Annotated in this window: 21 protein-coding genes and 1 pseudogene; 9 read left to right on the top strand and 13 right to left on the bottom strand. The window is 61.0% G+C overall.

Going from position 1 to position 24,552, the window contains the following annotated elements:
* Position 1: 1 nt before the first annotated feature.
* Positions 2-2,551, bottom strand: a pseudogene (locus BLQ41_RS20230) (efflux RND transporter permease subunit); the annotation flags it as partial.
* Between the two features lie 14 nt (positions 2,552-2,565).
* Entirely contained in the window at positions 2,566-3,723 is a 1,158-nt protein-coding gene (locus BLQ41_RS20235; RefSeq protein WP_090183584.1) for an efflux RND transporter periplasmic adaptor subunit, read from the bottom strand.
* 294 nt (positions 3,724-4,017) lie between these two features.
* On the opposite strand from BLQ41_RS20235, the gene BLQ41_RS20240 reads away from it, so the two are divergent.
* Complete coding sequence (locus tag BLQ41_RS20240) at positions 4,018-4,719, top strand: response regulator transcription factor (RefSeq protein ID WP_090183586.1); 702 nt, start codon at positions 4,018-4,020, stop codon at positions 4,717-4,719.
* 4 nt (positions 4,720-4,723) lie between these two features.
* Positions 4,724-6,025 carry an ATP-binding protein gene (locus tag BLQ41_RS20245; protein WP_090183587.1) on the top strand — a complete coding sequence of 434 codons (1,302 nt, stop codon included), beginning with the start codon at positions 4,724-4,726 and terminating at the stop codon, positions 6,023-6,025.
* A 51-nt stretch (positions 6,026-6,076) separates the two neighbouring features.
* On the opposite strand, the gene BLQ41_RS20250 is transcribed toward BLQ41_RS20245, so the two are convergent.
* From BLQ41_RS20250 to BLQ41_RS20260, 3 genes are all read right to left on the bottom strand, one after another.
* Complete coding sequence (locus BLQ41_RS20250; protein ID WP_090183589.1) at positions 6,077-6,844, bottom strand: anti-sigma factor family protein; 768 nt, start codon at positions 6,842-6,844, stop codon at positions 6,077-6,079.
* Complete coding sequence (locus BLQ41_RS20255; protein ID WP_231997040.1) at positions 6,841-7,326, bottom strand: RNA polymerase sigma factor; 486 nt, start codon at positions 7,324-7,326, stop codon at positions 6,841-6,843. The genes BLQ41_RS20250 and BLQ41_RS20255 overlap by 4 nt, the downstream gene beginning before the upstream one ends.
* 65 nt (positions 7,327-7,391) lie before the next feature.
* Positions 7,392-7,922 (bottom strand): tetratricopeptide repeat protein, encoded by a 531-nt coding sequence (locus BLQ41_RS20260; protein WP_090183592.1) that lies wholly within the window; start codon positions 7,920-7,922, stop codon positions 7,392-7,394.
* 195 nt (positions 7,923-8,117) lie between these two features.
* On the opposite strand from BLQ41_RS20260, the gene BLQ41_RS20265 reads away from it, so the two are divergent.
* The 3 genes from BLQ41_RS20265 to nudC all read left to right on the top strand — a co-directional run bounded on the left by BLQ41_RS20265 (position 8,118) and on the right by nudC (position 10,757).
* Complete coding sequence (locus tag BLQ41_RS20265) at positions 8,118-8,891, top strand: class I SAM-dependent methyltransferase (protein ID WP_090183594.1); 774 nt, start codon at positions 8,118-8,120, stop codon at positions 8,889-8,891.
* 216 nt (positions 8,892-9,107) lie between these two features.
* Positions 9,108-9,920 carry a crotonase/enoyl-CoA hydratase family protein gene (locus BLQ41_RS20270; protein ID WP_090183595.1) on the top strand — a complete coding sequence of 271 codons (813 nt, stop codon included), beginning with the start codon at positions 9,108-9,110 and terminating at the stop codon, positions 9,918-9,920.
* Positions 9,921-9,926: 6 nt separating this feature from the next.
* Entirely contained in the window at positions 9,927-10,757 is an 831-nt protein-coding gene (gene nudC / locus BLQ41_RS20275) for an NAD(+) diphosphatase (protein ID WP_090183597.1), read from the top strand.
* Here the strand turns inward: nudC and BLQ41_RS20280 are convergent.
* A complete protein-coding gene (locus BLQ41_RS20280; protein ID WP_090183599.1) occupies positions 10,725-11,504 on the bottom strand; it encodes a TSUP family transporter in 780 nt (259 codons plus the stop codon). The two genes, nudC and BLQ41_RS20280, sit on opposite strands and share 33 nt — an antisense overlap.
* A 150-nt stretch (positions 11,505-11,654) precedes the next feature.
* A complete protein-coding gene (locus tag BLQ41_RS20285; RefSeq protein WP_090183600.1) occupies positions 11,655-12,893 on the bottom strand; it encodes an acyl-CoA dehydrogenase family protein in 1,239 nt (412 codons plus the stop codon).
* A gap of 358 nt (positions 12,894-13,251) precedes the next feature.
* Between BLQ41_RS20285 and sfnG the strand changes: the two genes are divergently transcribed.
* The gene (gene sfnG / locus BLQ41_RS20290) at positions 13,252-14,346 is read left to right on the top strand and encodes a dimethylsulfone monooxygenase SfnG (RefSeq protein ID WP_090183602.1); all 1,095 of its coding nucleotides are present in this window, start codon (positions 13,252-13,254) and stop codon (positions 14,344-14,346) included.
* A 122-nt stretch (positions 14,347-14,468) separates the two neighbouring features.
* Here sfnG and BLQ41_RS20295 read toward each other — a convergent pair whose 3' ends face one another.
* Together BLQ41_RS20295 and BLQ41_RS20300 are read right to left on the bottom strand one after the other, a co-directional pair.
* Positions 14,469-14,945 (bottom strand): nuclear transport factor 2 family protein, encoded by a 477-nt coding sequence (locus BLQ41_RS20295; protein ID WP_090183603.1) that lies wholly within the window; start codon positions 14,943-14,945, stop codon positions 14,469-14,471.
* A 55-nt stretch (positions 14,946-15,000) separates the two neighbouring features.
* Positions 15,001-15,564, bottom strand: coding sequence for a TetR/AcrR family transcriptional regulator (locus tag BLQ41_RS20300; protein WP_090183605.1), 564 nt, complete (start codon positions 15,562-15,564; stop codon positions 15,001-15,003).
* 216 nt (positions 15,565-15,780) lie between these two features.
* Here BLQ41_RS20300 and pssA point away from each other — a divergent pair, with 216 nt between their 5' ends.
* Positions 15,781-17,124, top strand: coding sequence for a CDP-diacylglycerol--serine O-phosphatidyltransferase (gene pssA / locus BLQ41_RS20305; protein ID WP_090183606.1), 1,344 nt, complete (start codon positions 15,781-15,783; stop codon positions 17,122-17,124).
* An 81-nt stretch (positions 17,125-17,205) separates the two neighbouring features.
* Here pssA and efeO (BLQ41_RS20310) read toward each other — a convergent pair whose 3' ends face one another.
* The 4 genes from efeO (BLQ41_RS20310) to efeU are packed head-to-tail and all read right to left on the bottom strand — an operon-like array spanning position 17,206 to position 21,418.
* Entirely contained in the window at positions 17,206-18,030 is an 825-nt protein-coding gene (gene efeO, locus BLQ41_RS20310; protein WP_090183608.1) for an iron uptake system protein EfeO, read from the bottom strand.
* A 24-nt stretch (positions 18,031-18,054) separates the two neighbouring features.
* Entirely contained in the window at positions 18,055-19,353 is a 1,299-nt protein-coding gene (gene efeB, locus BLQ41_RS20315) for an iron uptake transporter deferrochelatase/peroxidase subunit (RefSeq protein WP_090183610.1), read from the bottom strand.
* A complete protein-coding gene (gene efeO / locus BLQ41_RS20320) occupies positions 19,350-20,570 on the bottom strand; it encodes an iron uptake system protein EfeO (protein ID WP_090183611.1) in 1,221 nt (406 codons plus the stop codon). Before efeO (BLQ41_RS20320) ends, efeB begins: the two co-directional genes overlap by 4 nt.
* A gap of 8 nt (positions 20,571-20,578) precedes the next feature.
* Positions 20,579-21,418: an iron uptake transporter permease EfeU gene (efeU, locus tag BLQ41_RS20325; RefSeq protein ID WP_090183613.1), complete on the bottom strand. Its 840-nt coding sequence runs from the start codon at positions 21,416-21,418 to the stop codon at positions 20,579-20,581.
* 196 nt (positions 21,419-21,614) lie between these two features.
* Here efeU and BLQ41_RS20330 point away from each other — a divergent pair, with 196 nt between their 5' ends.
* A complete protein-coding gene (locus tag BLQ41_RS20330; protein WP_090183615.1) occupies positions 21,615-22,631 on the top strand; it encodes an AraC family transcriptional regulator in 1,017 nt (338 codons plus the stop codon).
* A 247-nt stretch (positions 22,632-22,878) separates the two neighbouring features.
* Positions 22,879-24,543, top strand: coding sequence for an AMP-binding protein (locus BLQ41_RS20335; RefSeq protein ID WP_090183616.1), 1,665 nt, complete (start codon positions 22,879-22,881; stop codon positions 24,541-24,543).
* Positions 24,544-24,552 lie beyond the last annotated feature (9 nt).

Consider the following 24,552-nt stretch of genomic DNA (forward strand, 5'->3'; position numbering starts at 1 on the left):
GACCCAACCCGGCCGGGCCTTGCGCCACCAGACGTTCGATTTCCGCCATGGCTTCACCGGTGCTGTGGCCGGCTGCCGGTTCGCCGGAAATGGCAATCGCCGGGTAGCCGTTGTAGCGGGTCAACTGCGCCGGGCCTTGAATCCATTTCGCCTGAACGAAGGCCGACAGCGGCACCATTTTTCCGGCATCGTTACGCACGTGGATCTTCAATACATCGGCGACCTGACTGCGCTGATCGCCTTCAGCCTGCACCACCACCCGTTGCATCCGTCCCTGGTTGGGGAAATCGTTGATGTAGGCCGAACCGACCGCCGTGGATAGCACGTTGCCAACGTCGGCAAAGGACACGCCCAGCGCGTTGGCTTGTTTGCGGTCAACCTCCAATTGCACTTGTGGCGCTTCGGCCAAGGCACTTTCGCGCACGTTCATCAGGATCGGGCTTTTCTCGGCGGCGGCGAGTAATGCGGTGCGCGCCTGCATCAATGTGGCGTGGCCGAGGCCGCCGCGGTCCTGCAAGCGGAACTCGAAACCGCTGGAAGTGCCGAGACCGTCAACCGGCGGTGGCAGCACCGAGAACGCCACGGCGTCCTTGATCTGGCTCAGTACGATGTTGGCGCGGTCGGCAATCGAGCTTGCCGAGTCGTCGCTGCCTCGATCCGACCAATCCTTGAGCGTGGTGAACGCCAGAGCAGCGTTCTGCCCGCTGCCGGAAAAACTGAAACCGAGAATCACCGTGCTGTCGCCAACACCGGGTTCCGTGGCGTTGTGCGCTTCGATTTGCTCCACCACCTGCACCGTGCGGTTTTTACTCGCGCCCGGTGGTAATTGAATGTCGGTGATGGTGTAGCCCTGATCCTCAACCGGCAGGAACGAGGAGGGCAGACGGCTGAAACACAGCCCCAGACCGATCAGTAGCACGCCGTAGATCAGCAGGTAACGGCCCGTGCGTTTCAGCGCGTAGGCGACCCAGCCTTCATAACGCTCGGTCAAGCGCTCGAAGCCGCGGTTGAACCAACCAAAGAAGCCGCTCTTTTCATGATGCTCGCCTTTGGCAATCGGCTTGAGCAGCGTGGCGCACAACGCAGGGGTCAAGGTCAGCGCGAGGAACGCCGAGAACAGAATCGAGGTGGCCATCGACAGCGAGAACTGCTGGTAAATCACCCCCACCGAACCCTGCATGAACGCCATCGGAATAAATACCGCCACCAGCACCAGGGTGATGCCGATGATCGCGCCGGTGATCTGTTTCATCGCCTTGCGTGTCGCCTCCTTGGGCGACAAGCCTTCGGTGGCCATGATGCGCTCGACGTTCTCCACCACCACGATGGCATCGTCCACCAGAATGCCGATGGCCAGCACCATGCCGAACATGGTCAGCACGTTGATCGAGAAGCCCAGCGCGAGCATGGTCGCGAAGGTGCCCATCAACGCAACGGGCACCACTAGTGTCGGGATCAGCGTGTAGCGGATGTTCTGCAGGAACAGGAACATCACCGCAAACACCAGCAGCATGGCTTCGCCGAGGGTGTAGATCACTTTGGTGATCGAGACTTTGACGAAGGGCGAGGTGTCGTACGGAATCTTGTATTCGACGCCCGCCGGGAAGTAGCGCGCCAGGTCGTCCATCTTCGCCCGCACCAATGTGGCGGTGCTCAGGGCATTGGCGCCGGGTGACAGCTGCACGCTGACGGCGGTCGAAGGTTTGCCGTTCAAGCGCGTGCCGAATTGATATTCCTGGCTGCCGATCTCGACCCGCGCCACGTCCTTGATGCGCACGGTGGAACCGTCGGGGTTGGCCTTGAGGACGATGTCGGCGAATTCTTCCGGTGTCGACAACTGGCCTTTGACCAGAATGGTCGCGGTGATTTCCTGTGTCGTGCGGGTCGGCAAATCGCCAATGCTGCCGGCCGAAACCTGGGCGTTCTGCGCCACGATGGCGGCGTTGACGTCGGCCGGGGTCAGGTTGAAACCGATCAGCTTCTGCGGGTCGATCCAGATCCGCATCGCACGTTCGGCACCGTACAGCTGGGCCTTGCCGACACCGTCCAGACGCTTGATCTCGTTCATCACGTTGCGTGCCAGGTAATCGCTGAGCGCCACGTCGTCGAGCTTGCCGTCACTGGAGGTCAGGGTGATCAACAGCAGAAAGCCGGCGGAGACTTTCTCCACCTGCAAGCCTTGCTGGTTCACCGCTTGCGGCAGGCGCGACTCCACCACTTTCAGGCGGTTTTGCACATCGACCTGGGCCATTTCCGGGTTAGTGCCGGGCTGGAAAGTGGCCTTGATGGTGGCGCTGCCGAGGCTGCTCTGGGATTCGAAATACAACAGGTGATCGGCGCCGTTGAGCTCTTCCTCGATCAGGCTGACCACGCTTTCATCGATGGTCTGCGCCGAAGCGCCGGGGTACACGGCATAGATTTCGACTTGCGGCGGCGCGACGTTGGGGTATTGCGCGACCGGCAGCTGTGGGATGGCCAAGGCGCCGGCCAGCAGGATGAACAGGGCAACCACCCAGGCAAACACCGGGCGATCGATAAAAAACTGCGGCATAAAAAGCGTCCTGCTTACTGACCAGAAACCTGGGCAAGTGGAAGAGGGGTGTTGTCGATCTGGACTTTCTCACCGGGCTTGGCATGTTGCAGGCCTTCGGTGACGATGCGGTCGCCGGACTTGAGGCCGCCGGTGACGATCCAGCGATCGTTCTGCACGGCGCCCAGCTCCACAGGTTGCTGGCCGACACGCTGCTCGGCGTCGATCACCAACACATGGGCAATCCCGGCGCTGTCACGCTGGATGGCCCGTTGCGGCACGCTGATGCCTTGCTGGTTCACCGCTTGTTCCAGGCGCACACGCACGAAGCTGCCGGGCAGCAAGTCGAGGTCCGGGTTGGGAAATTCGCTGCGCAGGATGATCTGGCCGGTGCCCGGGTCGACGGTGATGTCGGTGAACAGCAACTTGCCCGGCAGCGGGTAGAGGCTGCCGTCGTCCTGGATCAACGTGGCTTTGGCCTGGCCCTGGCCCACTTCCTTCAACTGGCCGGAACGGAAGGCGCGGCGCAGGTCATTGAGTTCCCGGGTCGATTGGGTCAGGTCGGCATGGATCGGATTCAACTGCTGAATCAGCGCCAACGGCGTGGTTTCGTTTTGCCCGACCAGCGCACCTTCGGTCACCAGCGCACGGCCGATGCGCCCGGATATCGGTGCCGTGACGGTGGCGTAACCGAGGTTGAGTCTGGCGCGGACCACGGCGGCCTTGTTGGCGGCGACGTCAGCGGCGGTTTGCCGGACGCTGGCCCGGGCGTTGTCGTAATCCTGGCCGCTGATGGCGTTGCCTTCGATCAACTGGGCGTAGCGCTGTTCCTGCAGCCTGGCCTGGAAGGCATTGGCCTCGGCCTTGCGCAAGGACGCTTCGGCGCTGTCCAGATCGGCCTTGAACGGCGCCGGGTCGATGCGGAACAGCACGTCGCCTTGTTTCACGTCGCTGCCTTCGCGAAAGGCGCGCTGCAACACGACGCCGGCGACCCGGGCGCGGACTTCGGCAATCCGTGGCGCGGCAATCCGCCCGCTCAATTCGCTGGTGATCGACAGGGGCCGGGCTTCGACCGTTTCGACTCGCACCGTGGCCAGCGGCGCCTGCTCTTCGGCGTTCGAGGACTTGTCACACGCACTCAGCGTCAACGCCAGAATCATGAGACTGAGCCTGGCAAGCAGGTTGTTCGACATGTAGATACCCCAATAATGACTGCCCGCATCCTACGGCGAGGCGACGAGGGTAGCGGTGAAGCTTTGTTGGTGCTGTGTGAAATTGTGTAAGGGTTTTACTCAGGGGCGGGTGTGGGCGTATATCCTTGGCGGCTTGACACTTTTTGCGACGGTTAAATCGCTATCGCGGGCAAGCCCGCTCCCACAGTGGCCGGTGGAGTTCACCAAATCTGTGTTCACATCACATCCCTGTGGGAGCGGGCTTGCCCGCGATCAGGCCGTACCCGTTGCCACTGCACTTTCTGGAAACACCCCATGCCCAACATCCTCCTGGTCGAAGACGACACCGCGCTCTCCGAGCTGATTGCCAGCTACCTGGAACGCAACGGCTATTGCGTCAGTGTGATCACCCGTGGCGACCACGTGCGCGAACGGGCGCGGGTCAATCCGCCGGACCTGGTGATTCTTGACCTGATGCTGCCGGGGCTCGATGGCCTGCAGGTCTGCCGCTTGTTGCGGGCGGACTCGGCCACGCTGCCGATTTTGATGCTGACCGCCCGCGACGACAGTCACGATCAAGTGCTGGGCCTGGAAATGGGCGCCGATGACTACGTCACCAAACCGTGCGAACCCCGGGTCTTGCTCGCCCGTGTGCGCACCCTGTTGCGCCGCAGCAGCCTCAGCGAACCGCAGACCGCCAACGATCGCATCCTCATGGGCAACCTGTGCATCGACCTGTCCGAGCGCACCGTGACCTGGCGCGACCAGCTCGTCGAACTGTCCAGCGGTGAATACAACCTGCTGGTGGTGCTGGCCCGGCATGCCGGCGAAGTGCTGAGTCGCGACCAGATCCTGCAACGCCTGCGCGGTATTGAATTCAACGGCACCGACCGTTCGGTGGACGTGGCGATTTCCAAGTTGCGACGCAAGTTCGACGACCATGCAGGCGAGGCGCGCAAGATCAAGACCGTCTGGGGCAAGGGCTACCTGTTCAGCCGTTCCGAGTGGGAATGCTGAGACGATGTTCAGAATCCTCTTTCGCCTCTATCTGGTGATGATCGTCTCGTACAGCGCGGCGATCTACCTGGTGCCAGACCTGGTGATCAAGGTCTTCCATGAGCGCTTTGTCACCTACAACCTCGATTATTCGCGCGGCCTGCAAACCCTCATCGTCAAGCAGTTCCACGCCGTGCCCGAAGCGCAATGGCCGACGCTGGCCACCGAGATGGACAAGGACTTTGCGCCGCTGCACATCGTCCTGAGCCGCCCCGACGACGCCGATTTCACCCTCGATGAGCGCGAGCGTTTACAGCGTGGCGAGAATATCGTGCGCATTGGCGACTGGGGCTGGCGCACCTTGGCGGTGGCGCCGTTGAACAAGCAGACCGTCGTGCAAATGATCGTGCCGCCGGACCCGATGGACGTCAGCCTGTTGTACTGGAGCATCAACGTGCTGATCGGCGCGACCATGCTCGCCTGCCTGTTACTGTGGCTGCGACCGCACTGGCGCGATCTGGAACGCCTCAAGGGCACCGCCGAACGTTTCGGCAAAGGCCACCTTGGCGAGCGCACACAGATTTCCCCGCACTCGAACATCGGCAGCCTGGCCAACGTCTTCGACACCATGGCCGGCGATATCGAAAACCTGCTCAACCAGCAACGCGACCTGCTCAACGCCGTGTCCCACGAACTGCGCACACCGTTGACGCGCCTGGACTTCGGCCTGGCCCTGGCGCTGTCCGACGACTTGCCGGCCGCCAGCCTCGAACGCCTGCAAGGGCTGGTCGGGCACATTCGTGAGCTGGACGAGTTGGTGCTGGAGTTACTGTCCTACAGCCGCCTGCAAAACCCGGCGCGACTGCCCGAGCGGGTCGAAGTGTCGCTGGATGAATTCATCGACAGCATTCTGGGCAGCGTCGATGAAGAACTGGAGTCACCCGAGATCGTCATCGATGTGTTGCTGCATGGCCAACTTGAACGCTTCGCGCTGGACCCGCGATTGACCGCGCGCGCCATTCAAAACCTGCTGCGCAATGCCATGCGCTACTGCGAAAAGCGCATTCAGATTGGCGTTAAGGTCTGTCCCAAAGGTTGTGAGATTTGGGTGGACGACGATGGCATCGGCATTCCGGATGAGGAGCGTGAACGGGTCTTCGAGCCGTTCTATCGGCTGGACCGCAGCCGGGATCGGGCAACGGGCGGGTTTGGCCTGGGACTGGCGATCAGTCGCCGGGCACTGGAAGCGCAGGGCGGTACGCTGACCGTGGAACCGTCGCCATTGGGCGGCGCGCGGTTTCGGTTGTGGTTGCCCGCTCAGGCCTGATGCGCGCTTGGTAGCAGTTGCCGAACCGCATGGGTTCGGTAACTGCCTGGGTCAAGCGCCAAGCCGACTCCTCAACACCTTCGCCATGTCCTCCAGTTCCGTCTCCGGGTTGTGCCCGATCAACATCCAGGCGTGTTCCATGTCGGCCCAATACACCACATTCATGCCATGGCGGCGTTCATGGGCGAAGTGCCGACTGCCGCTGTTGGATCGAGTTGCGCACAACGCAATCGGGCCATGTGCCGGGTCGAGGTAGGTAATCTGCGCGATGGGCACGCCTTCGTATTCGAGGATTTGCGCGCGCTTGAATTCGGACCGGGGCAGGGCCAGTTGTGCAGGCGACAGGTTCAGGCCCAGCCGGGCATCGATGGTGCGCAATTGCGCGCGCTCGGTGGCTTCGTCGCTGGGCAAGTGGTCCAGGGTTTGCGGCACGTAGAGCGCCATATAGTCGGCCACCAGCCCGCGCCAGTTGCTCTTTTGCTGGCTTAGTTGCCAGCCGAGGAACAAGCGATCGGCCAACACGCCGCTGACCACCAGCCCGGCGGCCGCCGCGAGGAACCAGCGGCGGCTGACGGCTGGGCGTTCAGGCGATGGCAGGGTGTCGAGCATGGACTGCAGGCGATCGACAGGCGCCTGTTGGGCCAGTTCGTCATAGGCTTGGCGAAACGGCAGGCTGCTGCGTGCCAGCCATTGCAGGCGCAGATTGAGCACGGAGTCTTCGGCGATGGCGGCGTCGATACGCGTGCGCTGTTCGACGTCGAGTTGGTTGTCCAGGTAGGCCACCAACTGCTCATCCGAAGGTGTCGCGCGATCGTTCATCGACGTTCTCCAGTTGAAGGATTCGGGACCGCGTGCAATGGCGGGTATTCGGCCAGTTTCACGCGGGCGGCAGCGAGTCGGCTCATGACCGTGCCGATGGGCAATTGCAGCACTTCGGCGACTTCGCGATAGGACAAGCCTTCGACGTACGCCAGGTACACCGTTTCGCGTTGCGCCTCGGGCAGGGCATCGACGCGGCGGATCACCTGGGCAGCGAGCACATGGGTCTGCGCTGCCGACTCACCGTCAAACGACAGCTGGCTTTCGGCATCCACCAGACCCTGGCCCTGGCGCACCCGCCGGGAGCGCACTTCGTTGAGCCAGATCGAATGCAAAATGCTCAGCAGCCAGCGGTCCATGCGCGTGCCCGGGACAAATTGCCCCGCCCGCTCAAGTGCCCGAACACAGGTGGCTTGCACCAGGTCTTCGGCGACATGCCGTTGCCGGGACAGCAGCAGGCCGTAACGCCATAAACGCGTCAAATGCTGGCCCAGCTCTGCCCGTATTGCCTGATCGCTGGCGATGGCGACCTCCGTTTGTCTCGATGTCAGGTTTTCGATGAATCGTTGATGGCTTCGGCCAGGTCCTGGTACTCCTCGCAGGTGCTGCCGCAGATCGATTTGATCCGCTGCAACTGCTCCTGAGCCAGGTCCAGTCGACCTTTGATCACATAAGCCTCGCCGAGGTATTCGCGCACTTGCGCATACTGTGGGTCGAGTTTGACCGATTGCAGGTAGTAACCGATGCCTTCGTCGGTACGCCCCAGTTTACGCGTGGCGTAGCCGCGGTAGTTAAGGGCTTTTGCAGTGTTGGGCTCCTTGAGGGTATCGAGCAGGGCCAGGGCTTCCTCATAGCGCCCGTCCTTGGCCAGGCGGAAAGCATAGTCGGTGCGGTCGGCATCCGGCACCAGACTGCTGGTTTGCCTCAGGCATTTCTGTTGCTTGCTGTCCCAGACCTGGCCTTTGGGGCAATTGGGCTTGGCCGGTTCTTCTACATCGCCATGCGCCCAGGCCAACGAACCGGACAAGACGGCGGTGAGCAGCAGCGGGGTGGTGAAAACAGCAAAACGCAGAGTCATGGAAGGTGCTCCGGAGGTAGTTTCGTTTCAGTTGAGCCGCGGGCCCGCCAGCATCCCGCGGCAATTCTCATGGGCGTCATGAGGAGAACACCTCTGAGTGAACAATTATTCATTTCTGTGTGTCGATCATTACAAGGAAAGCTCAAATCCAGGCGCTATGCTCGACAGCATTCGTTGTCCATTGGGAGAACTGCCATGAAAGACCAGGTCCATCATGCCGCGGCGGCGGGCTATAAGACCGCCGCCGACACCTATGTTCGCGGCCGTCCGGATTATCCGCCGCAAGTGGCTGACTGGCTGACGGGCACCCTTGAATTGGATGCGCACAAAACCGTGATCGACCTCGGCGCCGGTACCGGCAAGTTCACGGGGCGGCTGGTGGCGACCGGCGCGCAGGTGATTGCCGTGGAACCGGTGGCGCAGATGCTGGAAAAGCTGTCGCTGGCCTTCCCGGATGTGTTGGCGGTCAGCGGCACTGCGACGGATCTGCCGCTGCCCGATGCCTCGGTGGACGTGGTGGTCTGCGCCCAGGCCTTTCACTGGTTTGCCAGCACCGAGGCGCTGACTGAAATCGCCCGGGTGCTGAAACCGGGCGGTAAACTGGGGCTTGTGTGGAACCAGCGCGATACCCGGGTGAGCTGGATGCCGAAACTGGATGCGATCGTCAACGCGCTGGAAGGCGATACGCCGCGTTTTCACACCGGTGCCTGGCGCCAAGCCTTTCCTCACAAAGCGTTCGGGCCATTGCAGGCGCAGCATTTCAATCATTCGCATACTGGGACGCCAGAGGACGTGATTTTCAACCGGGTGCGTTCCATCAGTTATATCGCGGCGCTGCCTCAGGAGCAGCGGGCGAAGGTTGACGAGCAGTTGCGCGCATTGGTTGCCGGGGAAGCGCTATTGCGTGGCAAGGACGTGGTGACGGTGCCTTATGAAACCGTGGCGTTTGTGGCGGTGAAGGGCAGGTAGATTGGCGGTGCGTCAATCGCGGGCAAGCCCGCTCCCACAAGGATCTCCAGTGTTGTAGAGATCCCTGTGGGAGCGGGCTTGCCCGCGAAGAGGCCAGTCCAGACACTACAGAACCCTGACCAGTCCCGCTTTTGGCCGAACCACTGCCTTACTCCCCCAGGCAATGCCTTGTTATAGTCCGGACCTCATTTTTTGCCCGGTAAAAGGATCACTGCCATGTCTCAGTACACCGCGTTCACCGTCGAACTGGCCGATAAAATCGCTCATGTGCAGATCAACCGCCCGGAAAAGATCAACTCGATGAATGCCGCGTTCTGGAGCGAGATCATTGAGATTTTCCAGTGGATCGATGACACCGACGAGGTTCGTGTGGTGGTCTTGAGCGGTGCCGGCAAGCATTTTTCCTCGGGCATCGACTTGATGATGCTCGCTGGCGTGGCCAATGAACTGGGCAAGGACGTCGGCCGCAACGCGCGCCTGCTGCGGCGCAAAATTCTCGCTCTGCAAGCGTCGTTCAATGCCGTTGATCATTGCCGCAAGCCGGTCCTGGCGGCGATTCAAGGCTATTGCCTAGGGGGCGCCATCGACCTGATTGCGGCGTGCGACATGCGTTACGCTGCCGAAGACGCACAATTCTCGATCAAGGAAATCGACATCGGCATGGCCGCCGACGTCGGCACCTTACAGCGCTTGCCGCGGATCATCGGTGACGGCATGCTGCGTGAACTGGCTTACACTGGTCGCTCCTTTGGTGCCGATGAAGCGCGCACGATGGGCCTGGTCAATCGCGTCTACAGCGACAATGCCAGTTTGCTGGACGGCGTCATGGGCATTGCCCGAGAGATCGCCGCCAAGTCGCCGATTGCGATCACCGGCACCAAGGAAATGATCAGCTACATGCGCGACCATCGCATCGATGACGGCCTCGAATACGTCGCCACGTGGAACGCCGCCATGCTGCAATCCACCGATTTGCGCGTGGCCATGGCCGCCCATATGAGCAAACAGAAACCCGAATTTCTGGATTGATTAAAAATGACTTCACGCTGGACCACTGCAGTACTGGACACCGATCAACCCGGCGGCTGGGCCGTGGCCCGCAGCCCCGAAGGTTTTATGTTCGATGACAATGGCGCGCTGTTCCCGCGCGAATGGCTCAAGCGCCAGGACCTGTCGATCCTGGCCGAGCATGGCATCGGTCATCTGGATGGCGAGCCGGTTTATCTGCTGGAATTGAGCAGTCACAGCGAAGTGCCGGGTTGCAACTGGAAGGGCCTGCGCGCGTTCATGCTCGACGGTGATCACACGGTGTACAAAGTGCTCGGTTATGCCGCGCAGATTGGCACCTGGTATCGCGAGCACCGCTTTTGTGGCAACTGTGGCCAAGTGGCGACCCAGGTTCCCCGTGAACGGGCGATGTACTGCGAGTCGTGTGACCTGCGCTATTACCCACGGATTTCGCCGAGCATGATTGTGCTGGTGACCCGGGGCGATGAAGTGCTGCTGGCCCGTTCGCCACGCTTTGTGGCCGGGGTCTACAGCACCTTGGCCGGGTTTGCCGAGCCGGGTGAATCGGCCGAAGACTGTCTGATTCGCGAGGTGCGCGAAGAGGTGCAGATCGAGGTCAAGAACATCCAGTACATGGGCAGCCAGTGCTGGCCGTTCCCGCATTCGATGATGCTCGGTTTTCATGCCGAGTACGCCGGTGGCGAGATTGTCTGTCAGGAAGACGAGATCGAAGATGCCCAGTGGTTCAACGTACACGACTTGCCGCCGTTGCCGGCGTCACGCTCGATTGCCCGCTACCTCATCGACGTCTACGTGGCGCGGCGTTTAGGCCACGCTGAACCAGTGTTGCCAGGCTAACCGCACGGTCAAGCCCAGCACCACGGTGATGAACACCGGACGGATGAACTTCGCACCGCCACTGATGGCGGTGCGAGCACCGAAGAATGCACCGACCATCACCGACAGGCCCATGCTCAGGCCGATGATCCAGTCCACTTGCCCGGAAAACACAAACACCGACAGCGCCGCGATGTTGCTGACGAAGTTCATGCTGCGCGCCACGCCACTGGCCTTCACCAGATCAATCGGGTAAAGCAGCAGGCTGCTGACGGTCCAGAATGCACCGGTGCCGGGGCCTGCCACGCCATCGTAGAAGCCGAGGCTGAAGCCTTGGGTCGATTGCCACTTCTTCTTGATCGGTGCGTCGCTGTCCAGCGGCGCTTTCGGCGTGCCCCCAAACAACAGGTAAAGGCCGCAGGCGAAGACGATCACCGGCAGCATCTTGTTCAGCCATTCCGCCGGCAGATAATGCGCGACCACGGCACCGGTCAGGGCACCGACCAGTGTGCCGACGATGGCGTGCATCCATTGTCTGGGGTGGAACAACTTGCGCCGGTAGAAGGTGAAACTGGCGGTGGCCGAGCCAAACGTCGAACTCAGTTTATTGGTGCCCAATACCAGGTGCGGCGGCAGGCCGGCGGTCAGCAGGGCCGGGGTGGTCAGCAGACCGCCACCGCCGGCGATGGCATCGATGAAACCGGCAATGAAAGCGACGATAGCCAGGATGGCCAGGGTGGTGAGGTCAACGCTGAGTTCGAAAGGCATGGAATCGGCTTATTCGGCGGGGTGCAGCAAGGGGCTGCGGGGAAGGGCCGACATCTTACCTAGATCCAACTTCTGCGGCGACTGGTCTGGCCTCATCGTCGGAACGCCGCCCGGGGCAAGCCCGACGATGACTGACTTCCAGACGCTACATCACTTGCTGGCAGGCCCATTCCCGATCTGCCACACAAAGGGCGGCTCTGTCCCGTTGATCGCCCAATCCCCGACAATCCGCGCCTTGTAGATCAGCGGATTGTGCGACGAGACCGTCCGCGCATTGCGCCAATGCCGGTCCAGCGATTTACCCGCCCGCACATCTGACGCCCCCAGTGCATTGAACAGCTGCGTGGTGGCCCGCAGGATCAGCTCCGAGACCACCACCTGTGCCTTGGCCGATTCGATTTCCGCCGCGACATTCGCCGCCTGTTCCAGCTCTTCATCACCCGAGAACCGCGCCAGGTACGCCCGTTGCGCCGGTTGTGCGGCCTTCAAGGCCGTTGCTTCGGCGGCATACACCAGGGAGGCGATTTCACCGACCACCTGCAGCACCTGCGCGTCCTGGCTGACGTGCGCCGCATTGCCATGGCTGTAGATGCGTTTGCGCTCGCGCACCTGATGAGCCACGTCGCGCAATGCCGCGCGGCCGATACCGGCCTGGGTGGCGAGTAGCACCAACTGATAAAACGCGGTCTGGTATTTGAACCGGGTGGAGAAATCGATGAGGTTCTCGGCGTCCACTTCAGCGTCGATAAACCGTGACGTTCCGCTGCCGGTGGTGCGCTGGCCAAACCCGTCCCAGTCATCGCTCTGGGTGATGCCCGGCTGACGAGTGCGGACGGCGGCAATCACGTCGCCACCGGTGTCGCTGCGCTGGGCATAGACGTCGATCCAGTCGGAAAACAGGCTGCCGGTGCTGTAGAACTTCTCGCCGTTGAGCCGCCATTGATCGCCGTGGGGCGAGACTTTGGTAATGACGTCGCCGATCGCCACGCTGCCGATCTCAGTCCAGGCGTTACCAACGAGGTCACCGTCGACAAAGCGTTTGAACCAAAGGTCCCGGCCCGGTCCCGGCGGTGCGTTCAAGCGGTCCTCGGCAAAGGCGAAATGCCCGCGCAGGGCCTGGGGCACGTTGGAATCGGCTTCGGCCAGTTCGATCAGTAACTCGAACAACTGCGGCAGGGACGCGCCGCCACCGCCATATTCAACCGGCACCCGTACGGCGCCGAAACCGGCTTCCTTCAGCCATTTGATCGGCTCGTGCGGCAGGCTGCGCGATTGTTCGCGTTCAATGGCGCCAGCGGCGATGCGCTGAAAGATCGGCCGGAATCTCGAGGCCAGCGCCTCATAGTCAGTGCCAATGGACAGAGGATTGATGATCTGGTGTTCGGTCATGGGTCGGCTCCTTGGAACGGCAGTGAGTGCCAAGGGGGGATTGCAGGGTCCATGCCGAGTTTGAGAGGCCCGTCATTGCGGGCGTTCAAGGGTTTGTAGCCATCGCAACTGTTGCCGCACCAACAGTCCATCAGCAAATTGCCCGGACACACACGCGGATCCCTGTGGGAGCGGGCTTGCCCGCGAAAGCGGTCTGACATTCAACATCTCCATTAGCTGATACACCGCATTCGCGGGCAAGCCCGCTCCCACAGGGATTTCGCTGGGCTCAAGGCGGTCGTGTCTCCATTCGCGAATCAACGCTGGCACGGTTGCTGCTCTGACCCAAGGACTTCCCCAAAGTCCCGAGGACAAACCTATGAGTCAGCAAGCCGTCAAATTTGCCTACTGGGTGCCGAACGTCAGCGGCGGGCTGGTGGTCAGCAAGATCGAACAACGCACCCACTGGGGCATCGACTACAACCGCAAACTGGCGCAACTGGCTGAAGAGGCCGGCTTCGAATACGCCCTGACGCAGATTCGCTTCACGGCCGGTTATGGCGCCGAGTTCCAGCACGAATCCGTTGCCTTCAGCCATGCGTTGCTGGCCGCGACCACCAAGCTGAAAGTGATCGCGGCAATCCTGCCAGGCCCTTGGCAACCGGCGTTGGCAGCCAAACAACTGGCGACCATCGATCAACTGACCAATGGCCGGATCGCGGTGAACATCGTCAGTGGCTGGTTCAAGGGTGAGTTTCAAGCGATTGGCGAACACTGGCTGGAACACGATGAGCGTTATCGTCGCTCCGAAGAGTTCATCCGCTCGCTCAAAGGTGTCTGGAGCCAGGACAACTTCACGTTCCGTGGTGACTTCTATCGCTTCGACAATTACAGCCTCAAGCCCAAGCCTCTGGGCCAGCCGGAAATCTTCCAGGGCGGCAGCTCGCGCGCGGCGCGGGACATGGCTGCGCGTGTATCGGACTGGTACTTCACCAACGGCAACACCCCGGAAGGGATCAAGGCCCAGGTCGACGATATTCGCCTCAAGGCGGCGGCCAACAACCATTCGGTGAAAGTTGGCGTCAACGCGTTTGTCATCGCCCGCGACACCGAAGAAGAAGCGCGAGCGGTGCTGGCGCAGATCATCGATCAGGCCGATCCGGAAGCGGTCAATGCGTTTGGCGATGCGGCGAAGCAAGCGGGCAGGGCGTCGCCAGAGGGTGAGGGCAACTGGGCCAAGTCGACCTTCGAGGATCTGGTGCAATACAACGATGGCTTCAAGACCAACCTGATCGGCACGCCGCAACAGATTGCCGAGCGCATCGTCGCGTTGAAGGCGGTGGGCGTGGACCTGGTGCTGGCCGGGTTCCTGCACTTTCAGGAGGAAGTGGAATACTTCGGCAAGCGGGTGTTGCCGTTGGTGCGTGAGCTGGAAGCCAAAGCACTGAGCAAGCCAACCGCCGCCGTAGCCTAAACCCCACAAAACACCTGTAGGAGCTGTCGAGTGAAACGAGGCTGCGATCTTTTGATCTTAAAAAATCAAAGTCAAAAGATCGCAGCCTCGCTTCACTCGACAGCTCCTACAGGGTTTTGTGTTTACAGGCCCAGGTCGGACAGACCCGGATGGTCGTCAGGACGGCGGCCCAGCGGCCAGTGGTACTTGCGCTCGCTTTCCTTGATCGGCAGGTCGTTGATGCAGGCAAACCGGTTGGCCATCAACCCGTTTTCATCGAACTCCCAGTTTTCGTTGCCGTAGGAACGGAACCAGTTGCCCGAGTCGTCGTGCCATTCATAGGCGTAACGTACGGCGATGCGGTTGCCGGTGAAGGCCCAGAGTTCCTTGATCAGGCGGTAATCCAGTTCCTTGGCCCATTTGCGGGTCAGGAAACCTTTGGCTTCTTCCCGGTTGTAGGCAAACTCGGCGCGGTTACGCCATTTGGTGTCCAGGGTGTAGGCCAGCGATACGCGTTCCGGGTCGCGGGAATTCCAGCCGTCTTCGGCCAGGCGAACTTTTTCGATCGCGGATTCACGGGTAAACGGTGGCAATGGCGGACGAACTTCAGCGTTAGACATTTAAAGTCTCCCTATCAAATTAAAGTTCAAGCAACTTGTCGGGCTTATCCAAGTGTTACAGGTCCAATAACTTTCGCGCCATGCATTGCGCATTATCGGCGGCACTGTGATCACCCATCACAAGCGCTACGGTAATGGCACCTTCGATCAGGATCAGCAGCTGTCTGGCCAGCGTCTCCGGGTCGGCTGCGCCATATTCGGTGCAGAGCTCGCGCACGTAGTCGAGCAGCTTTTGTTTGTGGTCTTTGGCGACCAGGCGAACCGGGTCTTGCGGATCACCGGTTTCGCCACTGGTATTAATGAATGCGCAGCCGCGAAAGCCTTCCGAGTCGAACCAGCCTTTGAGCACGGTAAACAGGTTGAGCAGGCGCTCGGCCGGGGTTTGCGCCTGATCGACCGCGGTCCTGTACCAGTTCATCCAGCGTATATCGCGGCGTTGCAGGGCGGCGACGGTCAGCTCCTCCTTGTTGGCGAAGTAGCGGTAGATGCTTTTTCTGGAGACGCCGGCGGTTTTCACCAGAAGATCCATGCCCGTGGCGGCGATGCCACTTTTGTAGATCAACTTTTCGGTGACATCCAGAATGATGTCGCGTGTGTCGTTGCTAGTGATTTCGTTCATGTGGCAAACAGTAGAACGATCGTTCTCCTTGGTCAAGCGGCAATTTTCTTCGCCGATTAAATCGCAATCGCGAGCAGGCTCGCTCCCACAGGGGAATGCATTGCAAATGTGGGATTGAGCCTGCTCGCGATTGCGTCATTACAGACAGTAACAAGACCCCGGCGAATCCATGGTGTAAGCTCTCTGGCTATTCGGAATTGACCCTTTGCGAGCCCTATGCCGTCGCTTTTCAAACGCTCTCTGCTGCCTAAACTGCGCAGTTTTCCGCTGACCGCCGAAGCCGTCACCATCCTTTCCGGCGCCGCCGAGTTTCGACGTTGCCTGCTGGAAAAAATCGCCAGTGCCACTCAGCGCATCTATATCGTCGCGCTGTACTTGCAACAGGACGAAGCCGGTCAGGAAATCCTTGATGCCTTGCACGCCGCCAAACTGGCTCGTCCGCAACTGGACGTGGTCGTGGTGGTGGACTGGCTGCGGGCCCAGCGCGGCTTGATCGGTGCTGGCAAGCAGCCAGGCAATTCAGCCTGGTATCAGGAAGCGACCCGTACCCACGAAAGCGAGGTGCCGGTGTACGGCGTGCCGGTGCAGACCCGCGAGCTGTTCGGCGTGTTGCATTTGAAGGGTTTTGTGATCGACGACTGCGTGATCTACAGCGGCGCGAGCCTGAACAACGTTTACCTGCACAAATTCGACAAGTACCGTTACGACCGTTATCACCTGCTGCAGAATCACGCGCTGGCCGACTCGATGCAGCACCTGATCCAGCACGGTTTGATCGCTTCCAAAGCGGTGCATCGTCTCGATCTGCCGAACCTGCCGACCACCCGCAGCCTGCGCAACGACATCGGCGATTTGCGCAGCCGCCTCAAGCACGCCACGTACGACACCACGGCAGGCACCACGGAGAAAGCCGGGTTGTCGGTGAGCCCGTTGCTTGGCGTGGGCAAGAACAATCCGTTGAGCCGGGTGATTTGCGAGTTGATCGCCAGCGCCCAGCATCAGCTGACCATCTGCACGCCTTACTTCAATCTGCCGCTGGCGGTGACCCGGGAGATCAACCGGGCCCTGGGGCGCGGCGTGAAGATCGACATCATCGTCGGCGACAAGACCGCCAACGACTTCTACATCCCGCCGAGCGAGCCGTTCAAGGTGATCGCGGCGCTGCCGTATCTTTACGAGATCAGCCTGCGACGCTTTGCCAAACGGCATCAGGAAAGTATCGACAGCGGCAAGCTCAACCTGCATTTGTGGAAGGACGGCGACAACACCTACCACCTCAAAGGCATGTGGATCGACAAGCGTTACACCTTATTGACCGGCAACAACCTCAACCCGCGCGCCTTCCGCCTCGACCTGGAAAACGCGCTGCTGATCGATGATCCGAAAGGTGAACTGCTGGAGCCGCGCAGCAAGGAACTGGGGGAGATTTTCCAGAACACCACGCGCATCGAGCGCTATCAGGATCTGGAAACATTGCTGGAATACCCGCCGGCGGTGGCCAAGTTTTTGAAGCGTGTAAGTCGTGTGCGGATTGAGCGGTTGCTGTACCGGATGTTGTAAACACTGGGGGGAGTTGTATTGCCTTTCAGAATGCCATCGCGGGCTTGCCCGCGAAGGGGCCCGCATAGACGCTAGAAAAGCTCAGTTCAAACCCAACTTCCCACGCATCGTCGACAAATCCTCAGCCAGCGTATTCACCGGGCCGACCAACGCCTTGCGGTCGTTGTCTTTCACTTTGTCGTAGGTCTCAAAACCACCGTCCGTGGTTTTGTACTTGGCCAGAACCCTGTTCACGCTGGCGAAGTTCTTGTCGACTTTGGCGATAAACGCTGAGTCCTGTTTCTCGATCTGCGGACGGAACAGGTCGACGATTTTCTTCGCGCCATCGATGTTGCCCTGGAAGTCATACAGGTCGGTGTGGCTGTAGCGATCTTCTTCGCCGGAGATCTTGGTGGCGGCCACTTCTTCCAGCAACGCCGCCGCACCGCCGACGACTTTCTCTGGCGGGAAGGTCAGGCCGGCCACGCGGGTTTGCAGGTCTTTCACGTCTTTGTCCAGGCCATCGGCGAGCTCGCCCAGGCCCTGGGTGCTCTTCTCGGAAAACAACGAATATTCAATGCGGTGGAAACCGGTGAAGTCTTCAGCCTTCACACCTTTTTCGTGGTCGTCGACACGGGAGTCGATGGAGGCGTCGAGGTCACTGAACAGCTCGGCAATCGGCTCGATCGATTCGTAGAAAACCCGGGTCGGGGCGTAGAGCTTTTGCGCGGTGGCCAGGTCGCCTTTTTTCACCGCCTCGGTGAACTGTCGGGTGTGGCTGGCCAGTTCGTCCAGTTGCTCGGTGACGTAGATCTTGTAGTCCGAAACCGGCCCCACCAGATCCATCGGCGCCGTCGCTGCGAAAGCCGAAAGCGGGGTGTTGAGCAAGCCTAGGGTCAGCAATAACGCGAGTGGCGACTTTTTCATGGGACGGTTCCGTGTGGGGGGTATTTATGCGGTTGTTTTTGCAGCGGCGGCATCAAGCAGCGAGCGACCGATGAAGTCCTGGTCGCCGGTCACACCTGGCAGGGTGAAGAAGTACCCGCCGCCGACGGGCTTGAGGTATTCCTCGAGCGGCTCGCCGTTGAGTCGGGTTTGCACGGTGATGAAGCCTTTTTGCAGATCGGCCTGGTAGCAGATGAACAGCAAACCCATGTCGAGCTGACCGTTCTTGTTCACTCCGTTGGAGTAGTTGAACGGCCGGCGCAGGATCAGGTTGGCCTGGCTCGCGGCGGTGCGCGGGTTGGCCAGGCGGATGTGCGCGTCGAGCTTGGTCAGCTTGCCTTGCGGGTCCTTGGCATAGTCCGGGACCTCGGTTTCATGGGTGCAGCCCATGGGCGCTCCGGTACTTTTGACTCGACCGAGAATGCTTTCCTGTTCCTGCAACGGCGTGCGGTCCCAGCGCTCGACGAAGTTGCGGATGATCCGCACGGCCTGATAGCTGCCGTTCGCCGCCCAGGCCGGTTCGTCGCTGCCGGGTTGAACCCAGACGATGCGGTCCATGGCTTTGGCGTCGTTGGAACTGGGGTTGGCCGAGCCGTCGCGAAAACCCAGGAAATTGCGGGCGCTCTGCGCCTGAACACCAGGTTTCACCGGGGCTTGTGGCGGTACGCTGCCTTCCTGTTTCCAGCGCACCAGCAGCAGGTCCGGCAGGTTTTTCACGATGTCGCGCAGGGCGTGGATGTTGGTGTCGGTGGTGTTGGCGCAAAACTGCAAACTCAGGTCGCCGTGGCAGCAATCGGCTTCCAGCGCATCGTTGGGGAAACCGACCATGCGGATCAGCCGCTTGGGCTTGACCTCGGCCAGACCGAAGCGCTCGTCGAACAGCGACTCTCCGACCGAAACGGTGATGGTCAGGTTATCGGGTGTTACCACCGGGCCCAGAATCCCCGAATCCACGGGCGGCAGCTTCGGGTCGACCTGAATCACCGGGCCACCCTTCATCAAGAACGCGATGCGCTCGTTAAGGGTGCGGAACAGCCGCTCCAGATCCTGGCGGTCGCTGGCCAGCACATCAAACGACACCAGCATGCCGGACGCCGGACGTGGGGTGACGATGCCGGTCTGGTGCTGGCCGTGGAAGGTGTGGCGGTCTTCGGTCTTTTCGCTGCTCGGCGCTTCGGTAACTTGCGCGGGGCTTGCGGCCATCGCCGGGCAACTGAGTGCAGTGCCGGCCAAGGCGACACCGGCTGCGCCCATGCCCATCAGGACGCGACGGCGCTGGAGATTGAAGTGTTCTGAGTCGTTCATCGGTTTGAGTCTTCTGCGGACAGGCCGGAAAGGCCAAGGGCGGGATCGATGTCATCGAGTTCGTTGGCCAGTGTCCTGGCCTTGTCGGCGATCTGTTTGCGCTGCTCGGCGCTGACCGTGTCGTAGCTTGCGTAACCTTCCTTGAGCTTGAAGCCGTTGAGGTCGGCGTCGAGGGCGGTGATCGCGCTGTCGATTTTCGGCAGCAACTCGGCAGCGGACTTGCTCAGCAGCGGGCGCAACAGGTCGACGACTTTGCGCGTCGCATCGAGGTTGGCCGCAAAACCATTCAGGTCGGTGTGGCTGTAGCGTTCTTCTTCACCGCTGCTGGCGCGCACCTCGGCGAGGCTGTTGAGATTGCGCACGACGATGCTCACCAGTTGCTCCGGTGGCAGCGACTGGGCGAGCAATTGCTGCTTGAGCGTGGTGACATCGCGGGTCAACTGCTGGGCCACCGGCGCCAGATCGACGAGCGTGCGTTGCTGAAACAGCGCGTATTCGATGCGGTGGAAGCCCGCGAAGGCGGGATCCTGCTCGCGTTTTTCGAAGTAATCGGCGCGGGCGTTGATCGCGTTGTCCAGTTCGGCCAGACGCTGGGCGGCCGGCGCGATCCGTTGATAGGCGGCGCGGGCCGGTGCGTACAGCGCTTGTGCCTGGCCCAGGTCGCCGGCGACGATGGCTTGCTCAAGCGCACCGACGGCTTTGATCAGCGTCGTGCTTTGGCTGCTCAGGTACACACGAAACTCGGACAACGGCCCGATAAACGCGACCATCGACGGTTTGGCTTGGGCGGCAGCTTCTGACGCGGCCGTCGGGGTCACGTGCAAAGTGCCGCGCGGATTGCTCAGCAGGCCGCAGGTGATCGCGTAATCGCCGGGCAACAAGTTGGCGTTGATCACCTGGCTCAAGCCAGGAGCTATGTTTTCCCGTTCTTCGAGCACCAGCACGCCGTCGAGGATTTCCCACTCCACCGCACGGTCCGAGCGGTTGACGATGCGGAAACTGGCACGACCGGCCGGCACCGTCAGTGCATTCGGCTCGCAACTGTGCGGGTGGATGGTTACGACGACTTCGTCATGGTGGGTCTGACGCTTGGCCGCGGCCCGTTGCGAGGCGTAGTAGAACAGGCCACCGGCGGCGATCATCACGATCACCGAACCGGCTACCGCCCAGCGCAGGGCGCGGGGAGGGGAGGCCTGGGGAGAGGCTTGATTTGGCATGGGTGCCCTTACTGGCTGGAAGCGGAAGACGGGTGTTTGGCGGGCGTTGGCGCGGGGAGAAAAAACATCACCAGCGCCACCAGCAGATACATCAGGTAAGCCCCGAGGGTGCTGACGGTCGGCGCGTCCTGATAACCGAACATCCCCGCCAGCACCGAGCCCAGTGGGCCGTCCATTGGCAGCGTCGCACTGAAGTCGAACAGCACCGTTTGCAGGTGATTCCAGACCCCGGCTTCGTGCAGCGCTTGCACCGAGTTGGCGAGAATCCCGGCCGCCACGACGAGGATGAACAGCCCGGTCCAGCGGAAGAACGCGCCGAGGTTCAGGCGCATGCTGCCGGTGTAGATCAGGAAGCCGACGATGATCGCCAGGATCAGGCCGAGCAGGGCGCCGATCGGTGCCGCCGGGCCTTCGCTTTGCTGAAACACCGCCAGCAGGAAGAACACCGTTTCCAGGCCTTCCCGGGCCACGGCGAAAAACACCATGGCGATCAGCGCAGTGACCTGGTGCCTGGAGCCGGTCAGTGCCTGATCAAGGGATACGTGCAGCGAATGCTTGATCGAACGCGCCACTTTGCGCATCCAGAACACCATCGAGCTGAGGATGCCGACGGCGACCAGCCCGACCACGCCTTCAAACAGCTCCTGCTGTTTCTGCGGAAATTCGGCACTGACCAGCTCCAGCCCGCCGCCCACCAACAGCGCCAGCGCAACGGCGAGGAACACGCCAATCCACACGGCGGGCATCCACTGGCCACGGCCGGTCTGTTGCAGATAGCTGGCGATGATGCCAACGATCAACGCGGCTTCAATGCCTTCGCGCAGCATGATCAGAAAAGGGACAAGCATTCAGCACCGTCACGAAACTAGATAGGGTGCTAATTTGTAACATAATGACACTCATTCCCAAATAGCACTGATTGGCATTTACCTGAACCTAGCCTGAACAACCTTAAAGATCACATTGGATCCTGTGGGATCTGCATTGGGCTGACGGCTGCGCTAAGATGCCGGCACTCAACAAGAACAAGGCGCACCTCGCTCAATGTCGGAAAAAGACACCATCTCCATTCAACTGGTGCGCGAAGCACTGCTGCAAAGCTGTGTCCCTGGCGCCGCCACCGATGAGGTGTTGAGCAAGGTCGGCATCGAGCCGGCGCTGCTGCACTCCAACGACGCCCGCGTCCCGGCCACGGCGTATGCGCGGTTGTGGCGTCTGCTGGCCCGGCGTGGCGACGACGAGTTTTTTGGCATGGACCCGCGCAAGCTCAAGTCCGGCAGCCTGGCGTTTCTGTGCCGTTGTTCGATGGTCCAGCCGAGTCTGGCCGCCGGACTGACCTCGGGCCTGGATTTCCTATCGTTGATGCTGGAGAACATGCCCGCGCAACTGGTGCGTCAGCAAAGCCTGGCCGAGATCGTCCTGCTCGAAGACGACCAGGACCCGCGTCGCGCCTTCACCTATTTCACCTACTGGATGATCGTGCACGGCGTCGCCTGTTGGCTGGCGGGACGACGGATACCGATTCTGGCCATCGAACTGCGCTGTCCGATGCCGGATTTCTGCGATGACTATCAGGTGATGTTCTCCGAGAACCTGCGCTTTGACCGACCGCGCACGCGGATGATTTTCTCGGCCGACTGCCTGGACCTGCCGATCAAGCGCAGCGCAGATGAACTCAAGCGTTTCCTGGCCCATGCGCCAGCCAATATCCTGGTCAAGTACCGCGATCCGCAAAGCCTCGCCAGCCGGATCAAGCACGATTTGCGGCAACTGCCCGCCGAACAGTGGCCGGAAACCGAACCGCTGGCGCAACAACTGTGCATGTCGGCTTCCACTCTGCGCCGGCGACTGGCGGAAGAAGGGCAGACGTATCAAGGGCTCAAGGACAGCGTGCGCAAGGAATTGGCCATCGTCTGGCTGGCCGAGCCTCACATCAGCTTCGCCGAAATCGCCACACGCTTGGGGTTCGCCGATGCCAGCTCGTTCTACAAGGCGTTTCGCAAGTGGTCGGGGTCTAATCCGGGGCATTATCGGAGCTTGATTCTCAACGAAGCGAGCTAGACATTGATCGTTCCCACGCTCTGCGTGGGAATGCCTCAACGGACGCTCCGCGTTCGGCTCTGGAAGGGACGCAGAGCGTCCCTGGCTGCATTCCCACGCAGAGCGTGGGAACGATCATGGCTACCTTGGCCAAACCAGTCAGACAACTTGATAGCTTTGACCATTGTCCACTTCCCCGCGCAGAGCGAGTATTTCCCTGTTACTTACGGTTCCCCCAACCCAATAAAAATACAGCGGGATTCTGGCAATGCGCGATTACTTGTCTGCTACTTCACAGTTCAATTATCAGCACACCGTCGACACTTCTCTGGCCGGTAATCTGCAGGCTCTCAATGCCTGCGTCGAGTGTTGCGACCGGCATGCATTGCCGGGGCGCATTGCGCTGTTCTGGGAGGGCCGTGACGGCTCCAGTGCGACGTATACCTTCAGCGACTTGCAGGACAAAGCTGCGCGTCTCGCCAATTTCCTCCTGGCCCAAGGCGTGAAGAAAGGCGACAAGGTCGCCGGCCTCCTGCCACGCAATATCGAATTGTTGATCACCGTGTTCGCCACCTGGCGCATCGGCGCGGTTTATCAGCCACTGTTCACCGCGTTCGGCCCGAAAGCCATCGAACACCGCTTGAGCAACTCCGGCGCCAAGGTGGTGGTGACCGACGCGGTCAATCGGCCGAAACTCGCCGATGTCGCCGACTGCCCGACCATCGTCACCGTCGGCGGACCGAAAGGCCAAGGCATCGTCCGTGGCGATTACAGCTTCTGGGCCGAACTGGCCAATTATTCTTCCACGTGTGAGCCGGTGCTGTTGACCGGCGAAGACCCGTTCCTGCTGATGTTCACCTCGGGCACCACCGGCCCGTCGAAAGCCCTGTCGGTGCCGCTCAAGGCCATCGTCGCCTTCCAGAGCTACACCCGCGATGCCGTGGATTTGCGCCCTGAAGACGCGTTCTGGAACGTGGCCGATCCGGGCTGGGCCTATGGCATTTATTTCGGCGTCACCGGGCCGATGGCGATGGGGCATCCGATCACCTTTTACGATGGCCCGTTCACCCTTGAAAGCACTTGCCGGGTCATCAACAAATACGCGATCACCAACCTCACCGGCTCACCGACCGCCTATCGATTGCTGATTGCTGGCGGCGACGAATTTGCCAAGTCGATCAAAGGCAAGCTGCGCATCGTCAGCAGCGCCGGCGAGCCGCTGAACCCGGAAGTGATCCGCTGGTTTGCCGACAACCTCGGCGTGGTCATTCACGACCATTACGGCCAGACCGAACTGGGCATGGTCCTGTGCAATCACCATGGCCTGGAACACCCGATCCACATGGGCGCCGCCGGTTTCGCCTCGCCGGGACACCGCATCGTGGTGCTCGACGATGAATACAAGGAACTGGGCGTCGGCCAGCCCGGCATCCTGGCCATCGACCGCAGCCAATCGCCGATGTGCTGGTTCAATGGTTACGAAGGGGCGCCGACCAAGGCCTTCGTTGGCAACTATTACCTGAGCGGCGATACCGTCGAGTGGAACCCGGACGGCAGCATCAGTTTTGTCGGCCGTAGCGACGACGTGATCACTACCTCTGGCTACCGGGTCGGCCCGTTCGACGTGGAAAGTGCGTTGATCGAACACCCGGCAGTGATCGAGGCTGCTGTTGTCGGCAAACCCGACCCGGAGCGCACCGAGCTGGTGAAAGCCTTCGTGGTGATCAGCGAGCAATACCGCCCGACGCCGGAGCTGGCAGAAGAACTGCGCCAGCACGTGCGCAAACGTCTGGCCGCACATTCATACCCGCGTGAAATCGAATTTGTCAGCGAATTGCCGAAAACCCCAAGCGGCAAATTGCAGCGCTTTATCTTGCGCAACCAGGAAATCGCCAAGGCTCAAGAGGCCGCGGCTCACAAAGCTTCTGCTTGAATCGAAGGA

Source organism: Pseudomonas arsenicoxydans (genome assembly GCF_900103875.1).
Taxonomy (GTDB): domain Bacteria; phylum Pseudomonadota; class Gammaproteobacteria; order Pseudomonadales; family Pseudomonadaceae; genus Aquipseudomonas; species Aquipseudomonas arsenicoxydans.